Source organism: Ensifer adhaerens (assembly GCF_028993555.1).
GTDB lineage: Bacteria > Pseudomonadota > Alphaproteobacteria > Rhizobiales > Rhizobiaceae > Ensifer > Ensifer adhaerens_I.
On the sequence record NZ_CP118611.1, the window covers coordinates 2,119,970 to 2,142,278 of the forward strand.

The 22,309-nt window shown below is 62.9% G+C and carries 19 protein-coding genes and 1 pseudogene; 9 read left to right on the top strand and 11 right to left on the bottom strand.

From position 1 onward, the window contains the following. Positions 1–132 precede the first annotated feature (132 nt). The 7 genes from PWG15_RS29745 to PWG15_RS29775 all read right to left on the bottom strand — a co-directional run bounded on the left by PWG15_RS29745 (position 133) and on the right by PWG15_RS29775 (position 8,254). Positions 133–1,650, bottom strand: a complete 1,518-nt coding sequence (locus PWG15_RS29745; RefSeq protein WP_275025130.1) for an FAD-dependent monooxygenase — start codon at positions 1,648–1,650, stop codon at positions 133–135. A gap of 156 nt (positions 1,651–1,806) precedes the next feature. Then, a complete protein-coding gene (locus PWG15_RS29750; RefSeq protein WP_275025131.1) occupies positions 1,807–2,535 on the bottom strand; it encodes a FadR/GntR family transcriptional regulator in 729 nt (242 codons plus the stop codon). Positions 2,536–2,551: 16 nt separating this feature from the next. Continuing rightward, positions 2,552–3,520, bottom strand: coding sequence for a galactofuranose ABC transporter, permease protein YjfF (yjfF, locus tag PWG15_RS29755; RefSeq protein ID WP_275025132.1), 969 nt, complete (start codon positions 3,518–3,520; stop codon positions 2,552–2,554). Then, positions 3,517–4,542 carry an ABC transporter permease gene (locus PWG15_RS29760; protein ID WP_275025133.1) on the bottom strand — a complete coding sequence of 342 codons (1,026 nt, stop codon included), beginning with the start codon at positions 4,540–4,542 and terminating at the stop codon, positions 3,517–3,519. The genes yjfF and PWG15_RS29760 overlap by 4 nt, the downstream gene beginning before the upstream one ends. Beyond that, a complete protein-coding gene (gene ytfR / locus PWG15_RS29765) occupies positions 4,539–6,053 on the bottom strand; it encodes a galactofuranose ABC transporter, ATP-binding protein YtfR (RefSeq protein WP_275025134.1) in 1,515 nt (504 codons plus the stop codon). The genes PWG15_RS29760 and ytfR overlap by 4 nt, the downstream gene beginning before the upstream one ends. Positions 6,054–6,176: 123 nt before the next feature. Next, on the bottom strand, positions 6,177–7,139 hold the full coding sequence (ytfQ, locus tag PWG15_RS29770) for a galactofuranose ABC transporter, galactofuranose-binding protein YtfQ (protein ID WP_275025135.1): 963 nt from the start codon (positions 7,137–7,139) through the stop codon (positions 6,177–6,179). A gap of 215 nt (positions 7,140–7,354) precedes the next feature. Continuing rightward, entirely contained in the window at positions 7,355–8,254 is a 900-nt protein-coding gene (locus PWG15_RS29775; protein ID WP_275025136.1) for an EamA family transporter, read from the bottom strand. A 91-nt stretch (positions 8,255–8,345) separates the two neighbouring features. On the opposite strand from PWG15_RS29775, the gene PWG15_RS29780 reads away from it, so the two are divergent. From PWG15_RS29780 to PWG15_RS29810, 7 genes and pseudogenes are all read left to right on the top strand, one after another. Continuing rightward, a complete protein-coding gene (locus PWG15_RS29780) occupies positions 8,346–9,233 on the top strand; it encodes a LysR family transcriptional regulator (RefSeq protein ID WP_275025137.1) in 888 nt (295 codons plus the stop codon). Between the two features lie 136 nt (positions 9,234–9,369). Continuing rightward, the gene (locus tag PWG15_RS29785) at positions 9,370–10,398 is read left to right on the top strand and encodes a LacI family DNA-binding transcriptional regulator (RefSeq protein ID WP_275025138.1); all 1,029 of its coding nucleotides are present in this window, start codon (positions 9,370–9,372) and stop codon (positions 10,396–10,398) included. A gap of 124 nt (positions 10,399–10,522) precedes the next feature. Continuing rightward, on the top strand, positions 10,523–11,791 hold the full coding sequence (locus PWG15_RS29790; protein WP_275025139.1) for an ABC transporter substrate-binding protein: 1,269 nt from the start codon (positions 10,523–10,525) through the stop codon (positions 11,789–11,791). Positions 11,792–11,868: 77 nt separating this feature from the next. Next, positions 11,869–12,768: a carbohydrate ABC transporter permease gene (locus PWG15_RS29795; protein ID WP_275025140.1), complete on the top strand. Its 900-nt coding sequence runs from the start codon at positions 11,869–11,871 to the stop codon at positions 12,766–12,768. Beyond that, positions 12,765–13,586, top strand: a complete 822-nt coding sequence (locus tag PWG15_RS29800; protein WP_275025141.1) for a carbohydrate ABC transporter permease — start codon at positions 12,765–12,767, stop codon at positions 13,584–13,586. The genes PWG15_RS29795 and PWG15_RS29800 overlap by 4 nt, the downstream gene beginning before the upstream one ends. A gap of 8 nt (positions 13,587–13,594) precedes the next feature. Further along, a complete protein-coding gene (locus PWG15_RS29805) occupies positions 13,595–15,859 on the top strand; it encodes a glycoside hydrolase family 2 protein (protein ID WP_275025142.1) in 2,265 nt (754 codons plus the stop codon). After that, positions 15,856–16,921 (top strand): annotated as a pseudogene (locus tag PWG15_RS29810) (ABC transporter ATP-binding protein). Before PWG15_RS29805 ends, PWG15_RS29810 begins: the two are co-directional and overlap by 4 nt. A 62-nt stretch (positions 16,922–16,983) precedes the next feature. Here PWG15_RS29810 and PWG15_RS29815 read toward each other — a convergent pair. The 3 genes from PWG15_RS29815 to PWG15_RS29825 form a co-directional block, all read right to left on the bottom strand. Beyond that, complete coding sequence (locus PWG15_RS29815) at positions 16,984–17,835, bottom strand: alpha/beta fold hydrolase (RefSeq protein WP_275025143.1); 852 nt, start codon at positions 17,833–17,835, stop codon at positions 16,984–16,986. A 158-nt stretch (positions 17,836–17,993) separates the two neighbouring features. After that, a complete protein-coding gene (locus PWG15_RS29820; protein ID WP_275025144.1) occupies positions 17,994–18,881 on the bottom strand; it encodes a LysR family transcriptional regulator in 888 nt (295 codons plus the stop codon). Positions 18,882–18,888: 7 nt separating this feature from the next. After that, positions 18,889–19,704 (bottom strand): SDR family NAD(P)-dependent oxidoreductase, encoded by an 816-nt coding sequence (locus tag PWG15_RS29825; RefSeq protein WP_275025145.1) that lies wholly within the window; start codon positions 19,702–19,704, stop codon positions 18,889–18,891. A gap of 193 nt (positions 19,705–19,897) precedes the next feature. Here PWG15_RS29825 and PWG15_RS29830 point away from each other — a divergent pair, with 193 nt between their 5' ends. Both PWG15_RS29830 and PWG15_RS29835 read left to right on the top strand, forming a co-directional pair. After that, complete coding sequence (locus PWG15_RS29830; protein WP_275025146.1) at positions 19,898–21,070, top strand: serine hydrolase domain-containing protein; 1,173 nt, start codon at positions 19,898–19,900, stop codon at positions 21,068–21,070. Positions 21,071–21,073: 3 nt separating this feature from the next. After that, positions 21,074–21,922, top strand: a complete 849-nt coding sequence (locus PWG15_RS29835; RefSeq protein WP_275025147.1) for an arylamine N-acetyltransferase family protein — start codon at positions 21,074–21,076, stop codon at positions 21,920–21,922. Positions 21,923–21,930: 8 nt separating this feature from the next. Here the strand turns inward: PWG15_RS29835 and PWG15_RS29840 are convergent, their stop codons facing one another. Further along, on the bottom strand, positions 21,931–22,281 hold the full coding sequence (locus PWG15_RS29840) for a DUF488 domain-containing protein (protein ID WP_275025148.1): 351 nt from the start codon (positions 22,279–22,281) through the stop codon (positions 21,931–21,933). Between the last annotated feature and the right edge of the window lie 28 nt (positions 22,282–22,309).

Genomic DNA, 22,309 nt, shown 5'->3' on the forward strand with positions numbered 1-22,309 from the left:
GGCTTGACCTCCCGCTGGCAGCGTTGAGAACGGGGCCGGATCGGCCCTGTTTTCGTTACCCTTTCTGCCCGTCCGCATTGGCAACAGCTGACCTGCAATCCGTGCCTTCGGGATTGCCTGCGACGCGGCACCTCAGGCGGAAGTGATCCCCACATCCGCCAGATAGGCGTCGAACATATCGGGCGCCTGGTCCAGGGCTGCAACCGCCACGTAGGTGTCGGGGCGCAGCAGATAGGCGGCATCGACGACAAGGCCCGCGGCTGCGTGCTCCTCCGTCCAGGGAAATACATGGAGCGGCACATGCCGCGTCGCGCACCATTGTCTCAGTTCGCCGGATGCCGCTCCATAGACATGAACTTGCCAACTAACGGCGGCAAGCGGCGCGTGGTTGTCGAGACCGTTCACCTGAACCCAGGGCAACCGATCTCCGCCCTGCACTCGACCGGCCTTGCCCCGGCTTAAAGGACCGTCACGATAGTTCAGCTGGGTTTGCGAGAGGATCCGGAACAGGAACTCCCGGATGCCGCCGATGCGGTAGGCGACACCCGCCAGAACGGGCGCTACTTCGACCCGCAAAAAGTCCGCAAAGCGACCCTCTGCGGTCACGAAGGTGAACAGCCGATCGGTTGTCTCCACAAGCTGGCGCGCAAAGCCGATACGCTCGCGTTCATAACTGTCGAGGAGCGTGTCGGACGCGCGACCTTTCAACACTGCCGCAAGTTTCCAGGCAAGATTGATCGCATCGCCGATGCCGGTGTTCATGCCCTGGCCACCCACAGGGCTGTGAACATGGGCTGCGTCCCCCAAAAGGAAAGCACGCCCCTCCCGAAAGCGCTCGGCCACGCGATGGTGGACGCGATAGGTCGAGAACCAATTGACCTTGTCGACGTTGAGCTGCAGACCCTCGATGGCACGTTGGCCGACATCGTCGAAGGTGAGCTTGTCCATGTCATCGCGCTCGTCACGAACCAGGCCAATCAGGCGTCCCCGCCCATCGCCATAAGCAAGAAGCGCAACGAAGTCGCTGCTTTCGAGCGATATATGTGCCTCACCATTGGCAGTCGGGCCGCTTACCTCAACGTCGGCGACGTAGAAAGTCTGCTGATAGGTGCCGCCCTCGAACCCGACGGCGAGCTTGTGCCGGACCAGCGAGCGCGCGCCATCGCACCCGGCCAGATAACGCGCCGTAGAAATCTTCTCGCTGCCGTCAGGCGACCGGAGGCGCGCCACGATCCGGTCGCCTGTATCCTCGAAGTCGACAAGCTCGGTCTGCCGCTCGACGATGACGCCCATGGCTTCCAGCCGCTCCACCAAGAGGCGCTCGTGGTGATCCTGCGGATAGACCAGAACGAAGGGGTAAGGCGTCAGCTTTGCACCGGTGGGGCTGAAGGATATCCGTGCCTTGGCCCTGCCCTTCGCCCAAAGATTGACCGAGGGGTTGCGGTGTCCGGCCGCCACCACCGCCGCTGCCAGATCAAGCTGGCGATAGAGTTCGAGTGTGCGGGCATGCACCACCATCGCCCGAGAGGTCGGGCCAGGAGCGGCGTTCTTGTCGATGATCCTGACATTCACCCCCTGGACGATCAGCCAGAGAGCAAGCACCAGCCCGGTCGGCCCGGCGCCGACGATCAGAACATCCCGTTCCGTCATCCTTCCCTCTCCGCTCGCCCTGCTTTCGACCTTCCGGCATCGCCATTTGGCGTCGCCGGTGCGATAGCCTACGCGCAGATGCCCGGTGAAGCCAAGCGGCACCGCACAGGTCGTCTGCGACCTTGCTGCAAGGCGCCCGAGCCGCCTGTCTGCGGATCAGCCACGTGTTCTCAGGTTTGCGATCAGCTGCTGTTGGCCCACGCGGATCACATGCTCCATCGCGTTTCGCGCGCCTTCCTCGTTGCGGAGCCGGATCTGCTCGACGATGCGGATATGCGCGACGGCGACCCGATCGATCTCGGCGCCATCGGCGGCCGCGTTGCTCAACCGGAAAACGCCCATCAGCGCCGCCTCGATCAGGCTGCCGACGGTCTGCATGAACGGATTGAGCGAAGCCTCGAGCAGGCGGAGATGGAACTCCAGATCGGCGCGCGCCAAGGTTTGCGCGCTATGGCCGGCATCGCCCATGGCGACTGCCAGCCGCATCATCTGGGAGATGTCGGCATCCGTGGCGCGCCGCGCCGCCAGTCCGGCCGCGTAGGGTTCCAGCGCCAGGCGGACCTCGCTGACGTGTCGAAGAAACTCCTCGTCGACGCCGGCCCGGAAATGCCAGGAAAGCACATCGCCGTCGAACAGATTCCAGTTGGCTCGCGACATGACGCGCGTGCCGATACGGGCGCGCGCAATAACGAGCCCCTTGGCGGCAAGCGTCTTCATCGCCTCACGCAGGACCGTGCGGGAAACGTTGAAGCGCGCCGCCAACTCCGCATCACCGGGCAGGATATCTCCGACGGCAAATTCCCCACCGACCACCGCTTGGCCGAGTTCCTCGACGACGAGCCGGTGGCTTGTCCTTTTGCGCGGCTGTTGAAGGGATGGCCACATCGCGCGCGCCCTTGCCTCACGCCCGCTGCTGGCGCTGGCGCGAAACGAAGATGATCCCCTTCTGCAGCAGGATGAAAGCAAAGAGCAGGAGGCCGATCAGTATTTTCGTCCACCAGCTCGACAGCGATCCGTCAAACGTGATGTAGGTCTGGATCAGCCCTTGGATGAGGATGCCGACCAGCGTGCCGGCGACGAAGCCAGCCCCCCCGGTCAGAAGCGTCCCGCCGATGACGACGGCGGTAATCGCATCGAGTTCAACGCCGACCGCCGCGAGCGAATAGCCGGCCGAGGTGTAGAGCGAAAAGACGATGCCGGACAGCCCTGCAAGCAGGCCGGAAAGGGCGTAGATCCGCACCGTCGTCGCGGCAACCGGAACACCCATCAGCCGCGCCGTCGCCGCGCCACCGCCGAGCGCGTAGACATTGGTGCCGAAGCGCGTGCGGTGCGCCAGCAGGATACCGATGGCGAAGACGAACAGCATCAACCCGCCGATCAGCGTGATGCGCCCGCCACCCGGCAGCTTCAGGTAGAGGCTCTTCAACGTCGCGTAGAATGGATGCTTGATCGGAATGCTGTCGATCGACAATACGAAGGCCATGCCGCGCGCGAGGAACATGCCGGCGAGCGTGACGATGAAGGCCGGCATCTCCAGATAGTGGATAATCGCCCCCATCGCCGCGCCGAAAAGCGTTGCGATCGCAAGAACGATCGCGAAGGCGATGAGCGGGTGGATGCTCGTCTGTTCGAGCACCACGGCAAGAAACACGCCGGTAAAGGCAATGACCGAGCCAATCGAAAGATCGATGCCGCCCGAGAGGATGACGAAGGTCATTCCGACCGCCGCGATGCCGAGGAAGGCGTTGTCGGTCAAGAGGTTGCCGATCACGCGCGTGGACAACATGTTCGGATATTGCGCAACGCAGAGCGCATAGCCGAGAAGAAAGATCACCAGCGTCGCCGTGAGCGGAAGGTATTTCTGCTTCATTTTGCTGCTCGCTCGCTCGGTTTGCTCGCGCCACGCGCCGGCACGAGGAATGCAAAGGCAGTGCGGAAGCGGGGCGACTGAAGCACCAGGATGAAGACGATGATCGCGGCCTTGATGATGAGGTTGAACTCCGGCGGGAAGCCGGAAAGAAGAATGCCGGTGTTGATCGCCTGAATGATGATGGCGCCGAGTACCGATGCGGCGATGCTGAAGCGACCGCCGAGCAGGGACGTGCCGCCGACCACGACGGCGAGAATGGCGTCGAGCTCCAGCCAGAGGCCGGCGTTGTTGGCGTCCGCGCCGCGAATATCGGCGGCGGCGATGATGCCGGCAATGGCGGCACAGAGACCGGAAAGGACATAGGCCGCGATCAGCAGCACGGGGGTCAGCACGCCGGAGAGTGTGCTCGCCTGTCGGTTGACGCCGATCGCCTCGATCAGCATGCCGAGCGCCGTCCGCCTCACGAGCATGGCGATCAACACGCCGAAGACCAGCCAGATCACGACCGGCATCGGCAGGCCGATGAAGGAGCCGCTGCCGATGAAGATGAGACCAGGGTCGTTGAAGGTCAGGATCGCGCCCTCGGTGATCAGCTGGGCGATGCCACGCCCGGCGACCATGAGGACCAGCGTCGCGATGATTGGCTGGATGTCGAGCACTGCCACCAACACCCCGTTCCACAGGCCGCACAGGACACCGACGGCAAGCGTAATCAGCAGCGTTGGGGCCAGCGAGTGGCCGGAAGTGATGCAGGCAGCCGCGGTGGCGCCGCAGATCGCCATGACTGCGCCGACCGACAGGTCAATGCCCTTGGTGGCGATGACGATAGTCATGCCGATTGCCAGCAGCACGACCGGCGCGCCACGATTGACGATGTCGATGAGGCTGCCATAGAGGCGGCCGTTCTGGATCTCCAGGCTGAGGAAGCCGGGAAACACCAGCGATACCGCCACGACGATGATGCCGAGCGCGACCAGTTGCGGCAGCAACCGGTTCAGATAGAGCCTGACGAACGACGTCACGACGTCCTCCTCTCGTTGCTTGCGGCGATCGCTTCGACGATCTGATCAGCGGTGATGCGGTTTCCGTCGAGTTCGGCCACATGGGCGCGATCCCGAAGGACGATGACGCGCGTGCTGTAGGCGACCAGCTCCTCGATTTCCGAGGAGACGACGATCAGTGAAAGGCCCTTCTCGCGCAACGCCTCGATGAGCTTGACGATCTCCGCATGGGCCCCGACGTCGATGCCACGCGTCGGCTCGTCGAGGATCAGGAATTCGGGCTCAGTCGCAAGCCAGCGCGCCAGGATCGCCTTCTGCTGGTTACCGCCGGAGAGCAGCTTGATCGGTTTTTCCCGATCGGCCGTGCGAATATCGAGTGCGCGAATGTAGTGGTCCGCCAGCCGGTTCTGTTCGGCGCGCGAGATCGGCCGCGTCCAGCCGCGGCGCGCCTGGAGGGCAAGCATGATGTTCTCACGCACAGAGAGGTCGCCGATGATCCCTGATGTCTTCCGATCCTCCGGGCAGAAGCCGAACCGATGACGAATGGCGACGCGCGGCGACGAGAGGTCGACCGCGCGACCATCGATTTCCGCCTCGCCGCTGTCGGCCCGATGGGCGCCGAAGAGAAGCTCCGCTGTTTCCGTTCGTCCGGAGCCGAGCAGGCCGGCCATGCCAACGACTTCGCCAGCGCGGACATCGAGGTCGAAGGGACGGACGCGGCCCTTGCGACCGTAGTTGCGAAACCGGTAGCGCAACGGTCCTTCCTGGGCTTCCGCGCGTGGCGCGTGGATCTCAGCCGCCAGTTCACGGCCGATCATCATCGCGATCAGTTCGCGCCGATCCAGGTTGGCAGTGTCACGGGTTCCGACGAGCTGTCCGTTCCTCAGAACCGTTATCCGGTCGGAAATCTCATAGACCTGCTCAAGGAAATGAGTGACGAAGATGATGCCGAGCCCACGAGCCTTGAGGCGCCGGACGATGCGGAACAGCATGGCCACCTCATGCGCGTCGAGGCTCGCCGTCGGCTCGTCGAGGATCAGCACCTTACCCGAGAGATCGACGGCACGAGCGATGGCGACCACCTGCTGGATTGCGACCGAATAGCTCGCAAGATCGCGGGTGACGTCGAGGTCGAGTTCGTAGTCGGCAAGCAGATCCCGCGCGCGCCGGTTCATGGCGCCAACGTCGACCATGCCGAGACGGCGCGGCTGGCGCCCGAGGAAGAGGTTTTCGGCGACCGTCAGGTTTGGCAGCAGGTTGACCTCCTGGTAGACCGTGCCGATGCCGAGCCCCTGAGCCTCGAACGTGTCACGCGGGTCGACGGGCACGTCATCAAGCAGGATGGCGCCGCCATCTCGGCGATAGGCGCCCGTCAGGCATTTGATCAGGGTCGACTTGCCGGCGCCGTTTTCGCCGAGCAGCGCATGCACCTCTCCGCGCCGCAGGTGAAAATCGACCTTGTCGAGGGCCCGCGTTCCCGGGAAGGTCTTTTCGATCCGGATCGCCTGGAGAATGTGGTCACTGGTCTGCATCGGTACCGTCTCCGCGATGCTGGTATCCGTCGGGCGAGAAGCACAGCGCCTGCCTGCGGCAAACAGCGCTCTACTTGGAAAGAGCGTGGCCCGCGCGAGAAGCTGCGCGGGCCACGGCCGACGTCAGTAGCCGAGGCCCTTCTTTTCCTCGTAGACCTTCAGCGGCTCGTCGGCCTGAGTGTAGAGCTTTGATTCCGTCTGGATCCACTTCGGCGGTGCCGTGCCATCCTTCTGGAACGCGGCAAGCGCATCAAAGGCGGGACCGGCCATGTTCGGCGTCAGCTCAACCGTGGCATTGGCTTCGCCGGCTGCCATCGCCTGGAAGATATCCGGAACGGCATCGATCGAGACGACAAGGATATCCTTGCCCGGCTTCAGGCCGGCTTCCTTGATCGCCTGGATGGCGCCGACGGCCATGTCGTCGTTGTGGGCGTAGAGTGCGCAGATATTCTTGCCGCCATCCTCGGCCTTGAGGAAGCTCTCCATGACTTCCTTGCCCTTGGTGCGGGTGAAGTCGCCGGTCTGGCTGCGGATGATCTTCAGGTTGTCTTGCCCGGAAAGGGCCTGTTCGAAGCCCTTCTTGCGGTCGATGGCCGGCGAAGAACCGGTCGTGCCCTGGAGTTCGACGACGTTGCAGGGCTTGCCGCCCGTAGCGTCGACGAGCCACTTGCCGGCGACATTGCCCTCGTGCACGAGGTCGGACGTTACGGCCGTCAGGTACAGATCCTTTGAGGAATCCACCGTGCGGTCGAGCAGGATGACCGGAATTTCTGCGTCCTTGGCTTCCTGCAGCACCTCGTCCCAGCCGGTCGCGACCACCGGGGCGACGAGGATGGCGTTCACCCCTTGCGCGATGAAGGATCGGATCGCCTTGATCTGGTTTTCCTGTTTCTGCTGCGCATCAGCGAATTTGAGGTCGATGCCGCGCTGTTCGGCCTGCTGCTTGGTCAGCGTCGTCTCGGCGGCACGCCAGCCGGACTCCGAACCGATCTGCGAAAAACCAACCACCAGGTCGGCCGCGGAAGCGCTGCCAAACGTGCAGGCGGCAAGGATCGATGCACTCGCAAGTGCCTTGGCGATTTTCATGATTTCCTCCCAAAGAAAGCTGCCTCCACGCAGCCATCGAGAAAAAATCATATAATATTACTTTTGTAAACGGGCACTTTTCACCTAGCGCGCCGAGCATCGACGAAATTCAACGGATGGCGGGACGACCGGAAGCGTGCCGGCCTCCCCCGGGCGCCGGTAATGTCGGAATGTTCAGAGGATTAGCGGTAAAAACAGGCGGCTTCCGCTGCGCGCTAGCCTTTCGCCAGCAATGTGCCGGTAACACTGGCGATCATCACGAGGACGACGCCGAAGACCTGGTTGGGGACCAGTGCCTGACCGAGAATGACGAAGCCGGCACCGGCACCGATCGCCGGTTCCAGACTCATCAGGATGCCGAAGGCCGACGGCTGCATGCAGCGCAGCGCCATGAACTCGAGCGCGTAGGGCAGCAGCGGCACCAGAATGGCAAGCCCGGCCGTCATCATCAGCATGTCAAAGGAGAAACCGGATTGAGCCTGATGCAGCCCGAACGGCGTGGCAAAAAGGGCCGCAAACAGCAGCGAAACGGCAAGCCCCTCCAATCCCCTGAACCGCTGGCCGGCCTGCTTCATCAGCATGATATAGCCGCCCCAACCGATCGCCGCCCCGAAGGCAAGAAACAGGCCAGGCGTATCCGCCACCCAGGCGGCACCGTCCCAGGAGAGGCAGAGTACGCCGGCACCGGCGATAACGGGGCAAAGCAGGCGCCAGCCACGGCCGCCGAAAATCGCAGCGACCGTCAACGGCCCCAGAAACTCGATCGCCACCGCAAGCCCGAGTGGGATGCGCGCGATGGCCGCAAAGAAACAGAGCGTCATCACCGCCATCGTGGCCCCGAGCGAAAGCGCCGAGAGCCACTGCACCCGGGTGTAGCTGAGGAAGGCGGGCCGGACCAAGAGCAACAGGAATGCCGCCGCCCAGCAGAGCCGCAACCAGGTCGCGCCAAAGGCACCAACGCTTTCCATGGCCGGCTTCGAGAGTGCGGCACCAAACTGAACGCTCGACATCGAGAGCAGGCACAAGACAACGGCGATCGTTACGCGCCCGCCGGTGTCGCCTGTCGCACCCGACTCGCTCCACGTGCTATCCGCTGTCGTCTCCGTTTCCGCCATGTCCGTTCTCCCGTTGGGCTTGAACAGACATAGCAACCCCGGCACAATAAAGAACGCTAATAATTGTGATGTCGCCATAAGGGATCGTTATATGCATGACCTGGACATCAACCTTCTGCGCGCCTTCGTCGTGACCGCCGAGTGCGGCAGCGTCAGCGCCGCCGCCCAGCGGCTGGCAAGAACTCAAGCCGCCGTCAGCATGCAACTGCGCCGCCTGGAGGACGATCTCGGTGCCAGGCTCTTGAACCGCAACAGCAGGGGCATGGACCTTACGGAAGCCGGGCATGTGCTGCTTCCCTATGCCCAGAAGATGCTTGGACTGAGCGTCAGCGCGCGACGTGCGCTCGCCGGACAGGCGCTCCAGGGTCCAATCCGTTTCGGAATGATCGAGGACATCGCCGTCGGCTCGCTGCCGAGAGCCCTGCAGCGCTTCGCCGAGTGCCACCCGAACGTGGCGCTCGAATTGACGGTCACCGAAAGCACCGCGTTGTCGGAGAAGCTGTCCCAGGGACAGCTCGATGTCGCGATCGGCGACCCGGCATTGATCCGCGGACGGCCGATCCTCACGTGGCGGCTGCCGCTCAGATGGGTTGCGGCACGTGGCTTCGAGGTGCCGGAAGACGGCCCCCTGCCGCTCGTCACCTTCGACGGTGTCTGCACCTGGCGCCAGAGTATGATCGAGGCGCTGAATGGCGGGGGGCGACCCTGGCGCACGGTGCTGACGAGCGCCAGCCTCGCCTCCATACAGTCGATGATCGAGGCAGGCCTCGGCATTGCCGTTCTGCTGGACCTCAACATTCGCGCCAACACGATGCGGGTCCTCGGTGCTGAAGAGGGCCTGCCTCCGGCCCCGGTGATCGAACTCGGGCTTTTTGCGGCCGATGACCAGGGCCTGTCGTCGCGCCCGGTCTCAGCACTCTGGGCGTTTCTTTCCGAAGATCTCCAGGCGCAGGCTTTGGCGACTGGCCGCGCCGCGTGATCTCGGCCGCGGTTGCATCACGCTCGGCGAACGAAATACGACGCCCAGAGATTGAAAAAACCGAAGCAAAATTTTACTAAATAAAGATTGCGCCGCGCCTGAAATGGGGCTGATGGCGGCTGGCAGGACGTTGGACATGGTAACAATCAAGGAAATCGCTTCGGCTGTCGGGGTCTCTTCGGCAACCGTCTCACGAGTGCTGAACTACGATCCGACGCTTTCTATCTCCACCAAGAAGCGGCAGGCGATCATCGAGACCGCCGAGGCGCTGAACTATGCGACGCCCCGCAACCGCGGGCGCGGTGCCGGGCCGATGCAAGGCCTGAAATTCGCGCTGGTGCATTTCCTTCAGCCAGCCCAGGAACTGATCGACCCGTATTACGTTGGCGTTCGGCTCGGGATCGAGAACCGTTGCCAGGCGCTGAAGATCGAGGTGGTCAAGGTCTTCCACAATGGCAACCTGCCGGAGGCGGCAATCCTGCAGGGTGCCAACGGCGTCGTGGCCGTCGGCCACCACTATGGCGAAGAGGTCCACTGGCTGCGGCGGCACAGCCGCCACCTGGTTTTTGCCGATTTCGCCCCCGACGACGATGTCGACGACAGCGTGATGAGCGACGTTTCCATCGCGATGAACCGCCTGCTTGAAGGCGTCTACGGCATGGGTTACCGCCGCATCGGCTTTCTCGGCTGGATCGATGCTTTCCGCGACAAGGACGATATTCATTCCGAGCGCCGTTGCCGCGCCTTCATCCACTGGATGACCAAGGCCGGCCTCTACGATCCGGAACTCTGCATGGTCGAGAAGCTGACGCCGGACAGCGGCTACACGCTCGCCAAGGCGATGCTGTCGAAGCCTAATCCGCCCAAGATCCTGGTCACCTGCAACGACAACATGGCGATCGGCGCCTACCGCGCCATTCATGAGATGGGCCTTCGAATCCCTGACGATGTCGCCGTGGCAAGCTTCAACGACATCCCCGTCGCGCAGTTTCTCGGCCCACCGCTTTCCACCGTCAAGATCCCGGCCGAAGTGATCGGCGAGACCGCCGTCGACCTCTTGGTCGAGCGCCTGACCGGACGCGACGTCGCCAAGAAGGTGATCCTTGGAACCGAGATGGTCTGGCGCGGCAGTACGGCCAGCGCGGCTGCCGTCATAGACCAGTAAAACAGTCCGGCAAAAACACGGTGGTAAAAATTTACTGAAATATTGCCTTCTTCGGAATTTTGCGAAATACTCCCGGCCGAGACGAAGAGGAACGTCTCGGGGAACGAGTTCGAGGGAGGAACCAATGAACGTGACTACGTATCTGCCGCGCTTCGCAAGCATGGCTCTTGCCGGCGCAAGCCTGCTGGCCGTGACGGCCGCCGAAGCCAAGGAAATCACCGTCTGGTGCTGGGACCCGAACTTCAACGTCGCGATCATGAAGGAAGCCGGCGCGCGCTATACCAAGACGCACCCGGACGTCACCTTCAACATCGTCGATTTCGCCAAGGCCGACGTCGAGCAGAAGCTGCAGACCGGCCTTTCGTCCGGTACGGCGGATGCGCTGCCGGACATCGTCCTGATCGAGGATTATGGCGCGCAGAAATACCTGCAGTCCTTCCCCGGCGCCTTCGCGCCGCTTTCCGGCACCGTCGATTATTCCGGTTTTGCTCCCTACAAGGTCGAGCTGATGACGCTGGAGGGCCAGGTTTACGGCATGCCGTTCGATTCCGGCGTCACCGGTCTCTATTATCGCAAGGACTATCTGGAGCAGGCCGGCTTCAAGCCTGAGGACATGCAGGGCATCACCTGGGACCGCTTCATCGAGATCGGCAAGCAAGTCGAGGCCAAGACCGGCAAGAAGATGATGGGGCTCGATCCGACCGACGCCGGACTCGTCCGCATCATCATGCAATCGGCCGGGCAATGGTATTTCGACAAGGACGGAAAGCCCAACATCACCGGCAACGCAGCGCTGAAGGCGTCGCTGGAGACGATCAACAAGATCATGGCCGCCAACATCTACAAGCCGGCCGCCGGCTGGTCGGATTGGGTCGGCACCTTCACGTCCGGCGATGTGGCGAGCGTGATCACCGGTGTCTGGATCACCGGCACGGTCAAGGCCCAGCCGGATCAGTCCGGAAAGTGGGGCGTGGCGCCGATCCCGGCACTCTCGATCGACGGCGCGACGCATGCATCGAACCTCGGTGGCTCGAGCTGGTACGTACTTGAAAGCTCGGCCGAGAAGGCAGAGGCGATCGATTTCCTCAACGAAGTCTATGCCAAGGACGTCGATTTCTATCAGACGATCCTGCAGGACCGCGGTGCCGTCGGCTCACTGCTCGCCGCCCGCGGTGGAGCAGCCTATGGCGAGGCCGATGCCTTCTTCGGTGGCGAAAAGGTCTGGCAGAACTTCTCCGACTGGCTCGCGAAGGTTCCTTCGGTCAATTACGGCGTCTTCACCAACGAGGCCGATACAGCCGTCACCGCGCAATTGCCGGCCCTGACGCAAGGGACTCCGGTTGACGAGGTGCTGAAGGCGATCGACGCCGAAGTCAGCGCGCAGATCCAGTAATCGCTCCCGCGACTGACCGCACCTGGCCGTGGCAACAAAGCCACGGCCAACGGCTCCCGCTTTCCACGAGGATGATGATGGCTCTCGCACGCCGCGGCGGCATCGGCCGATACTACAACGTCAATGGCTGGCTCTTCGTTGCGCCGGCGCTCGGGCTGATCGCTCTGTTCATGGTCTACCCGATCCTTTGGTCGCTCTGGATGTCCTTCCAGTCCGGCCGCGGCATGATGCTGAAGTTTGCCGGCTTCGCCAACATCGTCCGTCTGTGGAACGATCCGGTCTTCATAAAGGCACTGACCAACACGCTGACCTATTTCGTCGTGCAGGTGCCGATCATGATCCTTCTGGCGCTGATCCTGGCGTCGCTGCTCAACAATCCGAAGCTCGTCGGCCGCGGCTTCTTCCGCACCGCCATCTTCCTGCCCTGCGTCACCTCGCTTGTCGCCTATTCGGTCCTCTTCAAGGGCATGTTTGCCCATGACGGCATCGTTAACGCAACGCTCGAAGCGATCGGCATCATCGGCGAGCCGATCCCGTGGCTGACACACCCCTTCTGGGCGAAGGTGCTCGTCATCCTCGCCATTACCTGGCGCTGGACCGGCTACAACATGATCTTCTACCTCGCGGCGATGCAGAACATCGACAAGTCGATTTACGAGGTGGCCCGCATCGACGGCGTTCCCGCCTGGGCTCGCTTCACCCACATCACCGTCCCTCTCTTGAAGCCCGTGATCCTGTTCACGACGGTGATCTCCACGATCGGCACCATCCAGCTCTTCGACGAAGTCTACAACCTCACCGAGGGCAAGGGTGGGCCGTCAAACGCGACGCTGACGCTGTCGCTCTACATCTACAACCTGACCTTCCGCTTCATGCCCAACTTCGGCTACGCCGCGACCGTCTCCTATGTCATCGTCGTGCTCGTCGCCCTGCTTGCCTGCGTTCAGTTCTTTGCGGCCAGGGAGCGCGACCGATGAACACACCAATCACCCGCATCGCGACCACCGCCTTCACCTACGGCTTCGTCGGGCTGATGGCCTTTCTCTCGATCTTTCCCTTCGTCTGGATGCTGCTCGGCGCCACCAATTCGTCGATCGACATCATCAAGGGCAAGATGATGCCGGGCAGCGCCCTTGCCACCAACGTCAGCGCCTTCTTCACCCAGGTGAACGCGCCGCTGGTCTTCTGGAACTCCGCCAAGATCGCCATTCTGGCGACGATTCTCACCCTCGCCGTCTCCTCGCTTGCCGGCTACGGCTTCGAGATGTTCCGCTCGCGCTACCGCGACCGGATCTACAGCGCTCTGCTCTTGACGATGATGATCCCGTTTGCGGCGTTGATGATCCCGCTCTTCATCATGATGGGCAAGGCGGGGCTGATCAACACGCACCTCGCGGTCGTACTGCCGACAATCGGCTCGGCCTTCATCGTCTTCTACTTCCGCCAGACCACCAAGGCGTTCCCATCCGAACTTCGCGATGCCGCCAAGGTCGACGGGCTGAAGGAATGGCAGATCTTTCTGTTCATCTACGTGCCGGTGATGCGCTCGACCTATGCCGCCGCCTTCATCATCGTCTTCATGACCGCCTGGAACAATTATCTCTGGCCGCTGATCGTGCTGCAGTCGAACGACACGAAGACGATCACGCTTGTCATCTCGTCGCTCGCCTCCGCCTACTACCCCGACTACGGCGTCGTCATGGTCGGCACCATTCTCGCGACACTCCCCACCCTCGCGGTCTTCTTCTTCATGCAACGCCAATTCGTCCAGGGAATGCTGGGCTCAGTCAAATAGGAATGATCATGCGTTCTGTTACTTCATTCAACGACACCTGGGTTTTCTCCGAAGGCTTTGCGGCTGCCGACGCCGGCCGCTTGCAGCCGGGCAAAGCCGTCAGCCTGCCGCACAATGCGGTCGAACTGCCGTTCAACTATTTCGACGAAACCAGCTATCAGCGTGCCTTCACCTATCAGAAGGTGCTCACCTGGCGCCGCGAGTTTCATGGCCGCGAGGTCTCGCTCGTTTTCGACGCAGCCATGGCGGACGCGGTCGTCTACCTCAACGGCGAGGAGATCATCGCACACAAGGACGGATATACCCCTTTCGAGGCGCGACTGACCGACAGTCTGCGCGAAGGCGACAACCTGATCACGGTAAAAATCGACGGCAGCGAAAATCCGGAGATCCCGCCCTTCGGCGGCCGCATCGACTATCTCACCTATGCCGGCATCTATCGTGACGTCTGGCTGAAAATCACCGACGCCGTGTCGATCGCCAACATCAAGATCGAGACCCGCGATACCCTGAGCGACGCCAAGTCGGTCTCGATCCGCTGCGATCTCGCAAACCCGCAAGACCTCGCATTGGCCGGCACGATCACGGCGTTGCTCAAGGACGCCAACGGCAAGGTGCTGGCAGAGGCGGCCGGCGAAACCCGCGGTCAGAGCGTCACGCTGCAGATGACCGGCCTTGCAGGACTATCGCTCTGGGACATCGACAGCCCGGTTCTCTACGAGGTCGAAGTCCAGCTGCGCAGCGATCGCGGCAGCGACCGTCTGTTGTCCCGCTTCGGCTTCCGCACGGCCGAATTCACGATCGAAGGCTTCAAGCTCAACGGCCGGCCGCTCAAGATCCGCGGCCTCAACCGCCACCAGGCCTACCCCTATGTCGGCTACGCCATGGGCCGCACCGCGCAGGAGCGCGATGCCGAGATCCTCAAGCACACGCTGCATTGTAACCTCGTGCGCACCTCGCACTACCCGCAGTCCAAGTGGTTCCTCGAGCATTGCGACCGCATCGGCCTGTTGGTCTTCGAGGAAATCCCAGGCTGGCAGCATATCGGCGGCGAGGCCTGGAAGCAGGAGGCGATCGAAAACGTCCGGCGCATGATCGAACGCGACTGGAACCATCCGTCGATCATCATCTGGGGCGTGCGCATCAATGAATCGCAGGACTCGCACGACTTCTACGTCGAAACCAACAGGCTGGCGCACGAACTCGACCAGACCCGCCAGACCGGCGGCGTGCGCTACATCACCGACAGCGAGCTTCTCGAAGACGTCTACACCATGAACGACTTCATTCTCGGCAACGAGGAACTGCCGGGTGCAAACCGCCCGCGCACGGCGCTGCGCCCGCAACAGGAATGCACCGGGCTCAATCGCAAGGTGCCCTACATGATCACCGAATTCGGCGGTCATATGTATCCGACGAAGATCTACGACCAGGAACAGCGGCAGGCCGAGCACGTACGCCGGCATCTTGAAGTGCTCAACGCGGCATACGGCGATCCGAACATCTCCGGCGCCGTCGGCTGGTGCATGTTCGACTACAACACCCACAAGGACTTCGGTTCCGGCGACCGGATCTGCTATCACGGCGTCATGGACATGTTCCGCCAGCCGAAATTCGCAGCCTATGTCTACGCCAGCCAGTGCGCGCCGTCGGAGGAGGTGCTGATGAAGCCGGTGACCTTCTGGGCGCGCGGCGAACGCAACATCGGCGGCGTGCTGCCGCTGATCGTCTTGACCAATTGCGATGAGGTCGAGCTGAAATACGGCTCGCTCGTCAAGCGCGTCGGCCCCGACCGCGAGAACTTCCCGCATCTGCCGCATCCGCCCGTCGTCATCGACCATCGTCACTTCACCAAGGACGAACTCGGCGTCTGGGGCATGAAGTGGGAGAATGCAGAGTTCACCGGCTTCATCGACGGCGAAGCCGCCGCCCATCTGCGCATGGTCGCCGATCCGGTACCGACGACGCTCGACGTCGCCGCCGACAACACAGTGCTTCAGGCCGAAGGCCGTGACAGCGTGCGCGTGATCGTCCGCGCCCTCGATCAGGTCGGCAACGTCCTGCCGTTCCTTAACGACGCGGTCGACGTGACGGTCACAGGCCCTGCCCGCCTGCTCGGGCCCGAGCGCCTCGTCTTCCAGGGCGGCTCGACCGGCTTCTGGCTCGAAACGACGGGCACTGCCGGCGGCATCGCCGTCGCGGTGACTTCGACCCGGCTCGGAACCGTGAGACTGGAACTGACGGCGGCGACGCAGGAGGCGGCGGCCGCATGAGCGAACTGCAACTCAGCGACGTCAGAAAATCCTATGGCGGCTTCGAGGTCATCAAGGGCGTCGACCTCGACATCAAGTCCGGCGAGTTCGTCGTCTTCGTCGGCCCATCCGGTTGCGGCAAGTCGACCCTGCTCCGAATGATCGCCGGTCTCGAAGAGATCACATCAGGCGATCTCACGATCGGCGGCGAGCGGATGAACGATGTCGATCCCTCGAAGCGCGGCATCGCCATGGTGTTCCAGTCCTATGCGCTCTACCCGCACATGACGGTCCGGGAAAACATGGGCTTTGCATTGCGTTTTGCCGGCGTGCCGAAGGCCGAGATCGAAAAACGCGTCGGCGAAGCGGCGAACATCCTCGAGCTTGGGCCGTTGCTCGACCGCAAGCCGAAGCAGCTTTCCGGCGGTCAGCGCCAGCGCGTGGCGATCGGCAGGGCGATCGTGCGCCACCCGAGGATCTTTCTCTTCGATGAGCCGCTGTCCAATCTCGATGCCGAACTGCGCGTGCACATGCGCATCGAGATTGCCAGGCTTCACAAGAAGCTCGCGACCACGATCATCTACGTCACCCATGACCAGGTCGAGGCGATGACACTCGCCGACAAGATCGTGGTCATGCGCGGCGGCGTGGTCGAACAGGTCGGCTCGCCACTCGACCTCTACGACGATCCCCAATCTCTTCGTCGCCGGTTTCATCGGTTCGCCGAAGATGAATTTTCTCAAAGGGATCGTCGAAACTGGCGGAACCGAGGTCCGCCTGCCCGATTTGGGCAACGCGATCATTCCGGTAAGGGTCAAGGATGCAACGCCCGGAAGCACAGTGACGATCGGAATTCGCCCCGAGCATTTCGGCGACGCCGGTTCGGCAAGTCTCGACCTGACGATCGACATGTTGGAACATCTCGGTGGCGAGACTTTTGCCTATGCCCGGCACGGCGAAGGCGAACTGATCATCATCGAAACGAAGAACGGCCGCGGCTTGAAATCCGGCGATGCCATCGCCGCCCGTTTCGATCCCACGGTCGCTCTGGTGTTTGACGCCGATGGCCGGCGTCTGCGCTAAGGCCGCTTCTCGGAACCAAAAAGAGACGGCGCCATCCATAAGGTGGCGCCGCCAGGTGTCTGTTACGGGAACATGCCCTTCGGCGTCTCGCCCTTCAGGAAGGGTTCGATGAATGCCTCCAGCAGTTCCGTCTGGTTGATGACGGCGGTGTGCGACGTGGCCGGCAGGATGGCAAGACGCGAGGCCGAGAGCGGTTTGCCCATGTCGCCCATGGCGCCGCCGCCGAGCAGGCGGAAGAGCGCGACATTGTGCTCGAGCGTCGCCACATCGGCGTCACCGGCGATGATCAGCACCGGCGCCTTCAGCGTCTTGACGTCGGCCTCCCAGGCCATCGGTTCCTTTTCGAGCTGGATCAGCTTTCGCGCCAGTTCCGGAAAGCCATTGGGATCGACGGCGAGCTTGCGATAATCCTCGGCAAAGGGCAGGCCGACGAGCATCTCGACCGTCATCTGCGGGATCACCGCCTTGAACTCCGGCTGCCAGCCTTCGGCATCGTAGGCCACCGATGCGGCGGCGAGCTTGTTCACCTTCTCCGGGTGGCGGATCGCCAGCTGCAGGCCGGCAGCGGCCCCCATGGAGTAGCCGAAGACATCGGCCTTCTCCAGCTTCACGGCATCCATGAAGGCCGCGACGTCGTCGGCGAGGTTCGGATAGGTGATCGGCCGGTCGATGTCGTTCGTACGGCCGTGGCCCTGGAACTCGACGGCATAGACCTTGTGGGTTTCGGCCAGCTTCGGAATGATCGCGCCCATCGAGGGAATGTTCATGTAGGCGCCGTGCAGCACGACCAGCGGCTCACCCTCGCCCGAGACCTCGTAGTACATCTTCATGCCGTTGACTTCGACGGTCTCAGCCTCGGCAAGGGCGGTGCCGGACATGCGCAAGGCGCCTGCGATCAGAGCAGTACGAAACATTCTCAATCTCCTTGTTGTCAGTGCGGTCCAGAACCGCCTTCGAGATTAAGACGTGCGGCGAGATTCCATCCCGACATCGACGGTGAAGATATTTTCGCGTTTTCGTTGCAAGCGTCGGGACCGTACCTCGCAGCCACTGGCCCAGCGGTACGGCCGCATCAGTTCGGCGGATTGAGTTTCGGTCGCAGGCCGGCAAACTCCGCGGCGGCGAAGTCGATGAGTTTGCGCACGCGCGGGAGATTGCGCGTTTCCTGGTGCACGCCGAGCTTCAACGACAGCAGCGGCGGGGCAACGCCGAGATCGATCGGCACGAGGCCGTCCCGGTCGGCCGCAAGGTAACACGGAAGCGTCGCCAGAGCCGCGCCGGTTTCGACTGCGCTCAGTTGCGAACGGATCGAGTTCGCGCGCAACATTATCCTGGCTTCCGGCAACCGGTCTTTCAGCCAGGTCGAGAGCGAGACCCGCACCGGCATCTCGGCCAGTTCGACAATGGCGTGACCGCGACCTGTGGCGTTCGGATGGCCGAAGCGATCGAGATAGGCCTGGCTGGCAAACAGGCCGTAGCGGATATCGGCAACCTTGCGCTCGACGGTATCGTTTTGGTCGAAGCCGCCGAAACGGAAGGCGATATCGGCATCGCGCCGGGACAGGTTGAAGCGCCGGCCGTCATTCAACAGGTGGATGGTGACACCGGGATGGGTCGCAGCAAATCTGGTGAGCATCGGCGCGAGCAGGTAATCTCCGAGCCAGTCGAGGCTGGTCACGGTCACGGTGCCCTTGAGCGCATCGTCCTGCGCAGCCAGGCGACGCTCGACCGAAAGCGCCGCCGCCTCCATCTGCTCGAGAGCCGACAGGATGGAGAGACATGCCGCCGTCGGCACAAGGCCGGTTGATTGACGCTCGAACAGCTTCTGTTGCGCTTTCTGCTCGAACGCGTCGAGGCGACGGCTGAGTGTCGGCTGGGTCGTGCCCAGAGCCCGCGCCGCTGCGCTCAGCGAGTCGTGGCGTGCGAGCATCTGAACAAGATGGAGTTCTTCCCAGTCCACAGGCACCTCAGGGTTCAGCCGGTCGAGGCGGTTCGCCTTGGCGGTAATTCATAGGCACTTTCGTGCCCGCCGTCATGCCCCCGTCGATCGGCAGCACCACGCCGGTGATGTAGCTCGCCTCGTCGGAGCAGAGCCAGAGCACGCTTGCCGCCACCTCCTCCACCCGGCCGAGGCGGCGCATCGGCGTCGAAAGTGCCGCTTGCCGCTGGATTTCCGCGCCGGCAGCCTCGAGATGGTGGGTAAGGATCGGCCCGGGCGCGATGACATTGATCCGGATGTCTTGATCGGCGTAATCGAGTGCTGCAGCCTTGCTCAGCCCGATGATACCTGCCTTTGCGCTGACATAGGCGGAAAGCCCGGACGTGCCGTTGATGCCGGCGACGGACGCCATATTGACGATCACGCCACCGCCTCCCGCTGTCATCGCCTCGATCTGGTAACGCATACCGAGGAAGGTGCCGCGAATGTTGGTGCGGATGCCGCGATCGAAACCGTCAATGTCGAGATCGGCAAGCGGCGCCGGCATGGTTCCGTCCGTGGCATTGTTGAAGGCGGCGTCCAGCCGGCCATAGTGCCGCATCACACGCGCAAGCGCTTGCTCCATCGCAATCTCGTCACCGACATCAGCCGCGATCGCCAGTGCGTCGCCACCCGCCTCACGGATGGAGACCGCCAGCGCCTCGACCGCCGCCTGCGAACGGGAGAGAACGACAACGGACGCTCCGGCCCTTGCGAAGGCGCGGGCTGTGGCCGCGCCGATCCCCTTGCTGGCGCCCGCGACCAAGGCGACTTTCCCGGCAAATCCCAGATCGTTTTTGTTCATCAACCCGACTCCATCCGACGCTGTCGCGCCGTTTCTAGCGGCGCAGGGCGCCAGCCGCCTCGTCCAGGAACGTATGCCTCCCATACATGGACAGCCAATCGACTTTCGATGCGATCGGGATTGCCATTGTCGCGAACCCGTCGTCGCCCCGAAGCGCCGATCGGGCTTCAGTTTGCAGAAGCGGGAGGCGAACATGGATGCAATCGCGACAAGGCAATGGAGATCGAAGCGCCGGAACCGGCTAAAGGCCGAACTCGACCGCGTGATTGCCGAAGCACTCGGCGAACAGCGTATCGTCGGCACGGTCGTCGAGATCCTCATCGACGGCGAGCCAGCCTACCAACGGGCCGCCGGCCTCGCCGACCGCGAAGCCGACCGGCCGATGACCGGCGACAGCATCTTCCTGCTTTCCTCGGTCGCAAAGCCGATCGTCACGGTCGCCGCTCTCAATCTGGTGCAAAGCGGCAAAATCGGTCTCGACGACGCCGTGTCGGGGTGGCTGCCCGCTTTCAGACCGCGCCTGCCGGACGGCAGCAAGCCTCGGATCACCGTCCACCAACTCCTGACGCACAGCGCCGGCCTTGGCTACGTGTTCATGGAACAGGGCGATGGACCCTACCACCGGCACGCGATCAGCAGCGGTCTCGACGACACGGAGGATGACCTCGCTGCCCTGATCGGTAAGCTCAACGACATCCCGCTGTCCTATCGGCCCGGACAAGGCTGGGGCTATTCGATGGGCCTCGACGTGCTCTGCGCAGTTATCGAGGAGGCGACAGGATCAAAGCTGCCGGCGGCGATCGCTGCGCTCGTGACCGGCCCGATGGGGATGAACGACACCGCCTTTTCCGTGACCGATCCGCGCCGGCTCGTGGCCCACTATGGCGACGCGTCGCCGCGGCCGCGGCGGCTCGTTGGCGATGATGCGGTTCCCTTCTTCGGCAATCCCGTCCGCTTCTCACCCGGCCGAATCTTCAATCCTCGGGCCTTTCCCTCTGGCGGTGCCGGCATGGCAGGCACCGCAGGCGACGTGATCCGCCTTCTCGACAGCCTCAGAACCGGACATTCGCCGGTGCTTGACGCCCCCAGCACCCGCTCGATGTTCGACATTCAGGCAAGGACCGGCGGATTGGCCGCCGGCGCCGGGTGGGAGTTCGGTTTCGGCGGTGCCGTCCTTGTCGAGCCCGAAATGGCCGGCACGCCGCAGTCGCCCGGCACGCTGCAATGGGACGGAGCCTACGGCCACACGTGGTTCATCGACCCGGCCCGCGGCCTGACAGTCGTCGCGCTCACCAACACCGCCTTTGAGGGCATGATCGGACGTTTCCCGATCGAACTGCGCGACGCGATCTACCGGAGCCTGTAGGACATGCCGAACGCCTTGTCTGCCGTCGACCTTGATGGCTATTTCGCCCGTATCGGACATGCCGGGCCGCTCTCACCAGACCTGGTAACCCTTGGCGCGATCATCGCACGCCATGCAGCGTCGATCCCTTTCGAGGCCATCGACGTGCTGCTCGGACGGCCGGTCGATTTGTCGCCGACGGCGGTCGACGCAAAACTCATCGACCGCAGGCGTGGCGGCTATTGCTTCGAACAGAACGGCCTGTTGCAGCGTGTGCTCACGTCGCTCGGATATCGGGTGGAACCTTTGATGGCCCGCGTCCTTTGGATGCGCGAGCCCGATGCGCCGCCGCCCGGATGGTCGCACATGGCGCTCCGCGTCTTCGTGGACAGTGTCGGCTATCTCGTCGATGTCGGTTTCGGCAGTTGCGTGCCAACCGCGCCGCTGCGTTTCGACAGGACCACGGCACAGCCGACACCGCATGAGCCGTTCCGCCTCAGCCGGACGCTCAATGGCTATTTGCTTGAAGCCCAACTTGGTCGCGATTGGGTCCCGGTCTACGAAGTGTCACCGCGGATTTGCGCAGAGGACGCGTATCGGTTCGCGAACATCGCGACATCCACGGATCCGCAATCGCTTTTCCGGCAGACCCTGTTGGTGACATTGACCACCGGAGAGGCGCGCCAGATCCTGTTCGGAAACCGGCTGACGATCCGTGACAAGAACGGCACCATCGCGCGCTACGAACTCGATGTACCTTCAATCGAACATATCCTGACAGATGTCTTCGGCTTGCCTTTCGAGGGCGACTGGCGCCGGATCACTGCGCGCATCGGCAACACCTTGGAGGGCAGCGATACGACGCGGGCCTGATACCCCGTCTATCGGTGCGTCAGGATGTAGTCCTTGAGGATCGCCGCGTGATTTCGAGCCTCATCCTTCACGCTGTAGAGCAAGGTCACGGCGCCTTCAGCAATGCGTTGCCGCAACATATCGACGGCCGCCGGATTTCTGTCGAGCTCGGCAAGGTAGCGCTCGCGAAACTCTTCCCAGCTGCCTTCACCAGCGTGAAACCAGCGGCGCAGTTCCGTCGTCGGTGCTATCTCTTTCAGCCACAGGTCGACCGCGGCTTCCGCCTTGGTGAGACCGCGCGGCCACAAGCGATCAACGAGGATGCGCATCCCCTCGCCCTCTGCCTTCGGCTCGTAAACCCGTTTCGTCTTCAGCTGCATGACGCTCCTCATCGGTCTCGATCCGAAG

Excerpts from the sequence above, each read along its gene's own strand:
- PWG15_RS29745 (WP_275025130.1), bottom strand. The coding sequence starts at position 1,650 with ATGACGGAACGGGATGTTCTGATCGTCGGCGCCGGGCCGACCGGGCTG.
- PWG15_RS29750 (WP_275025131.1), bottom strand. The coding sequence starts at position 2,535 with ATGTGGCCATCCCTTCAACAGCCGCGCAAAAGGACAAGCCACCGGCTC.
- yjfF (WP_275025132.1), bottom strand. The coding sequence starts at position 3,520 with ATGAAGCAGAAATACCTTCCGCTCACGGCGACGCTGGTGATCTTTCTT.
- ytfR (WP_275025134.1), bottom strand. The coding sequence starts at position 6,053 with ATGCAGACCAGTGACCACATTCTCCAGGCGATCCGGATCGAAAAGACC.
- ytfQ (WP_275025135.1), bottom strand. The coding sequence starts at position 7,139 with ATGAAAATCGCCAAGGCACTTGCGAGTGCATCGATCCTTGCCGCCTGC.
- PWG15_RS29775 (WP_275025136.1), bottom strand. The coding sequence starts at position 8,254 with ATGGCGGAAACGGAGACGACAGCGGATAGCACGTGGAGCGAGTCGGGT.
- PWG15_RS29780 (WP_275025137.1), top strand. The coding sequence starts at position 8,346 with ATGCATGACCTGGACATCAACCTTCTGCGCGCCTTCGTCGTGACCGCC.
- PWG15_RS29785 (WP_275025138.1), top strand. The coding sequence starts at position 9,370 with ATGGTAACAATCAAGGAAATCGCTTCGGCTGTCGGGGTCTCTTCGGCA.
- PWG15_RS29790 (WP_275025139.1), top strand. The coding sequence starts at position 10,523 with ATGAACGTGACTACGTATCTGCCGCGCTTCGCAAGCATGGCTCTTGCC.
- PWG15_RS29795 (WP_275025140.1), top strand. The coding sequence starts at position 11,869 with ATGGCTCTCGCACGCCGCGGCGGCATCGGCCGATACTACAACGTCAAT.
- PWG15_RS29800 (WP_275025141.1), top strand. The coding sequence starts at position 12,765 with ATGAACACACCAATCACCCGCATCGCGACCACCGCCTTCACCTACGGC.
- PWG15_RS29805 (WP_275025142.1), top strand. The coding sequence starts at position 13,595 with ATGCGTTCTGTTACTTCATTCAACGACACCTGGGTTTTCTCCGAAGGC.
- PWG15_RS29815 (WP_275025143.1), bottom strand. The coding sequence starts at position 17,835 with ATGTTTCGTACTGCTCTGATCGCAGGCGCCTTGCGCATGTCCGGCACC.
- PWG15_RS29825 (WP_275025145.1), bottom strand. The coding sequence starts at position 19,704 with ATGAACAAAAACGATCTGGGATTTGCCGGGAAAGTCGCCTTGGTCGCG.
- PWG15_RS29830 (WP_275025146.1), top strand. The coding sequence starts at position 19,898 with ATGGATGCAATCGCGACAAGGCAATGGAGATCGAAGCGCCGGAACCGG.
- PWG15_RS29835 (WP_275025147.1), top strand. The coding sequence starts at position 21,074 with ATGCCGAACGCCTTGTCTGCCGTCGACCTTGATGGCTATTTCGCCCGT.
- PWG15_RS29840 (WP_275025148.1), bottom strand. The coding sequence starts at position 22,281 with ATGCAGCTGAAGACGAAACGGGTTTACGAGCCGAAGGCAGAGGGCGAG.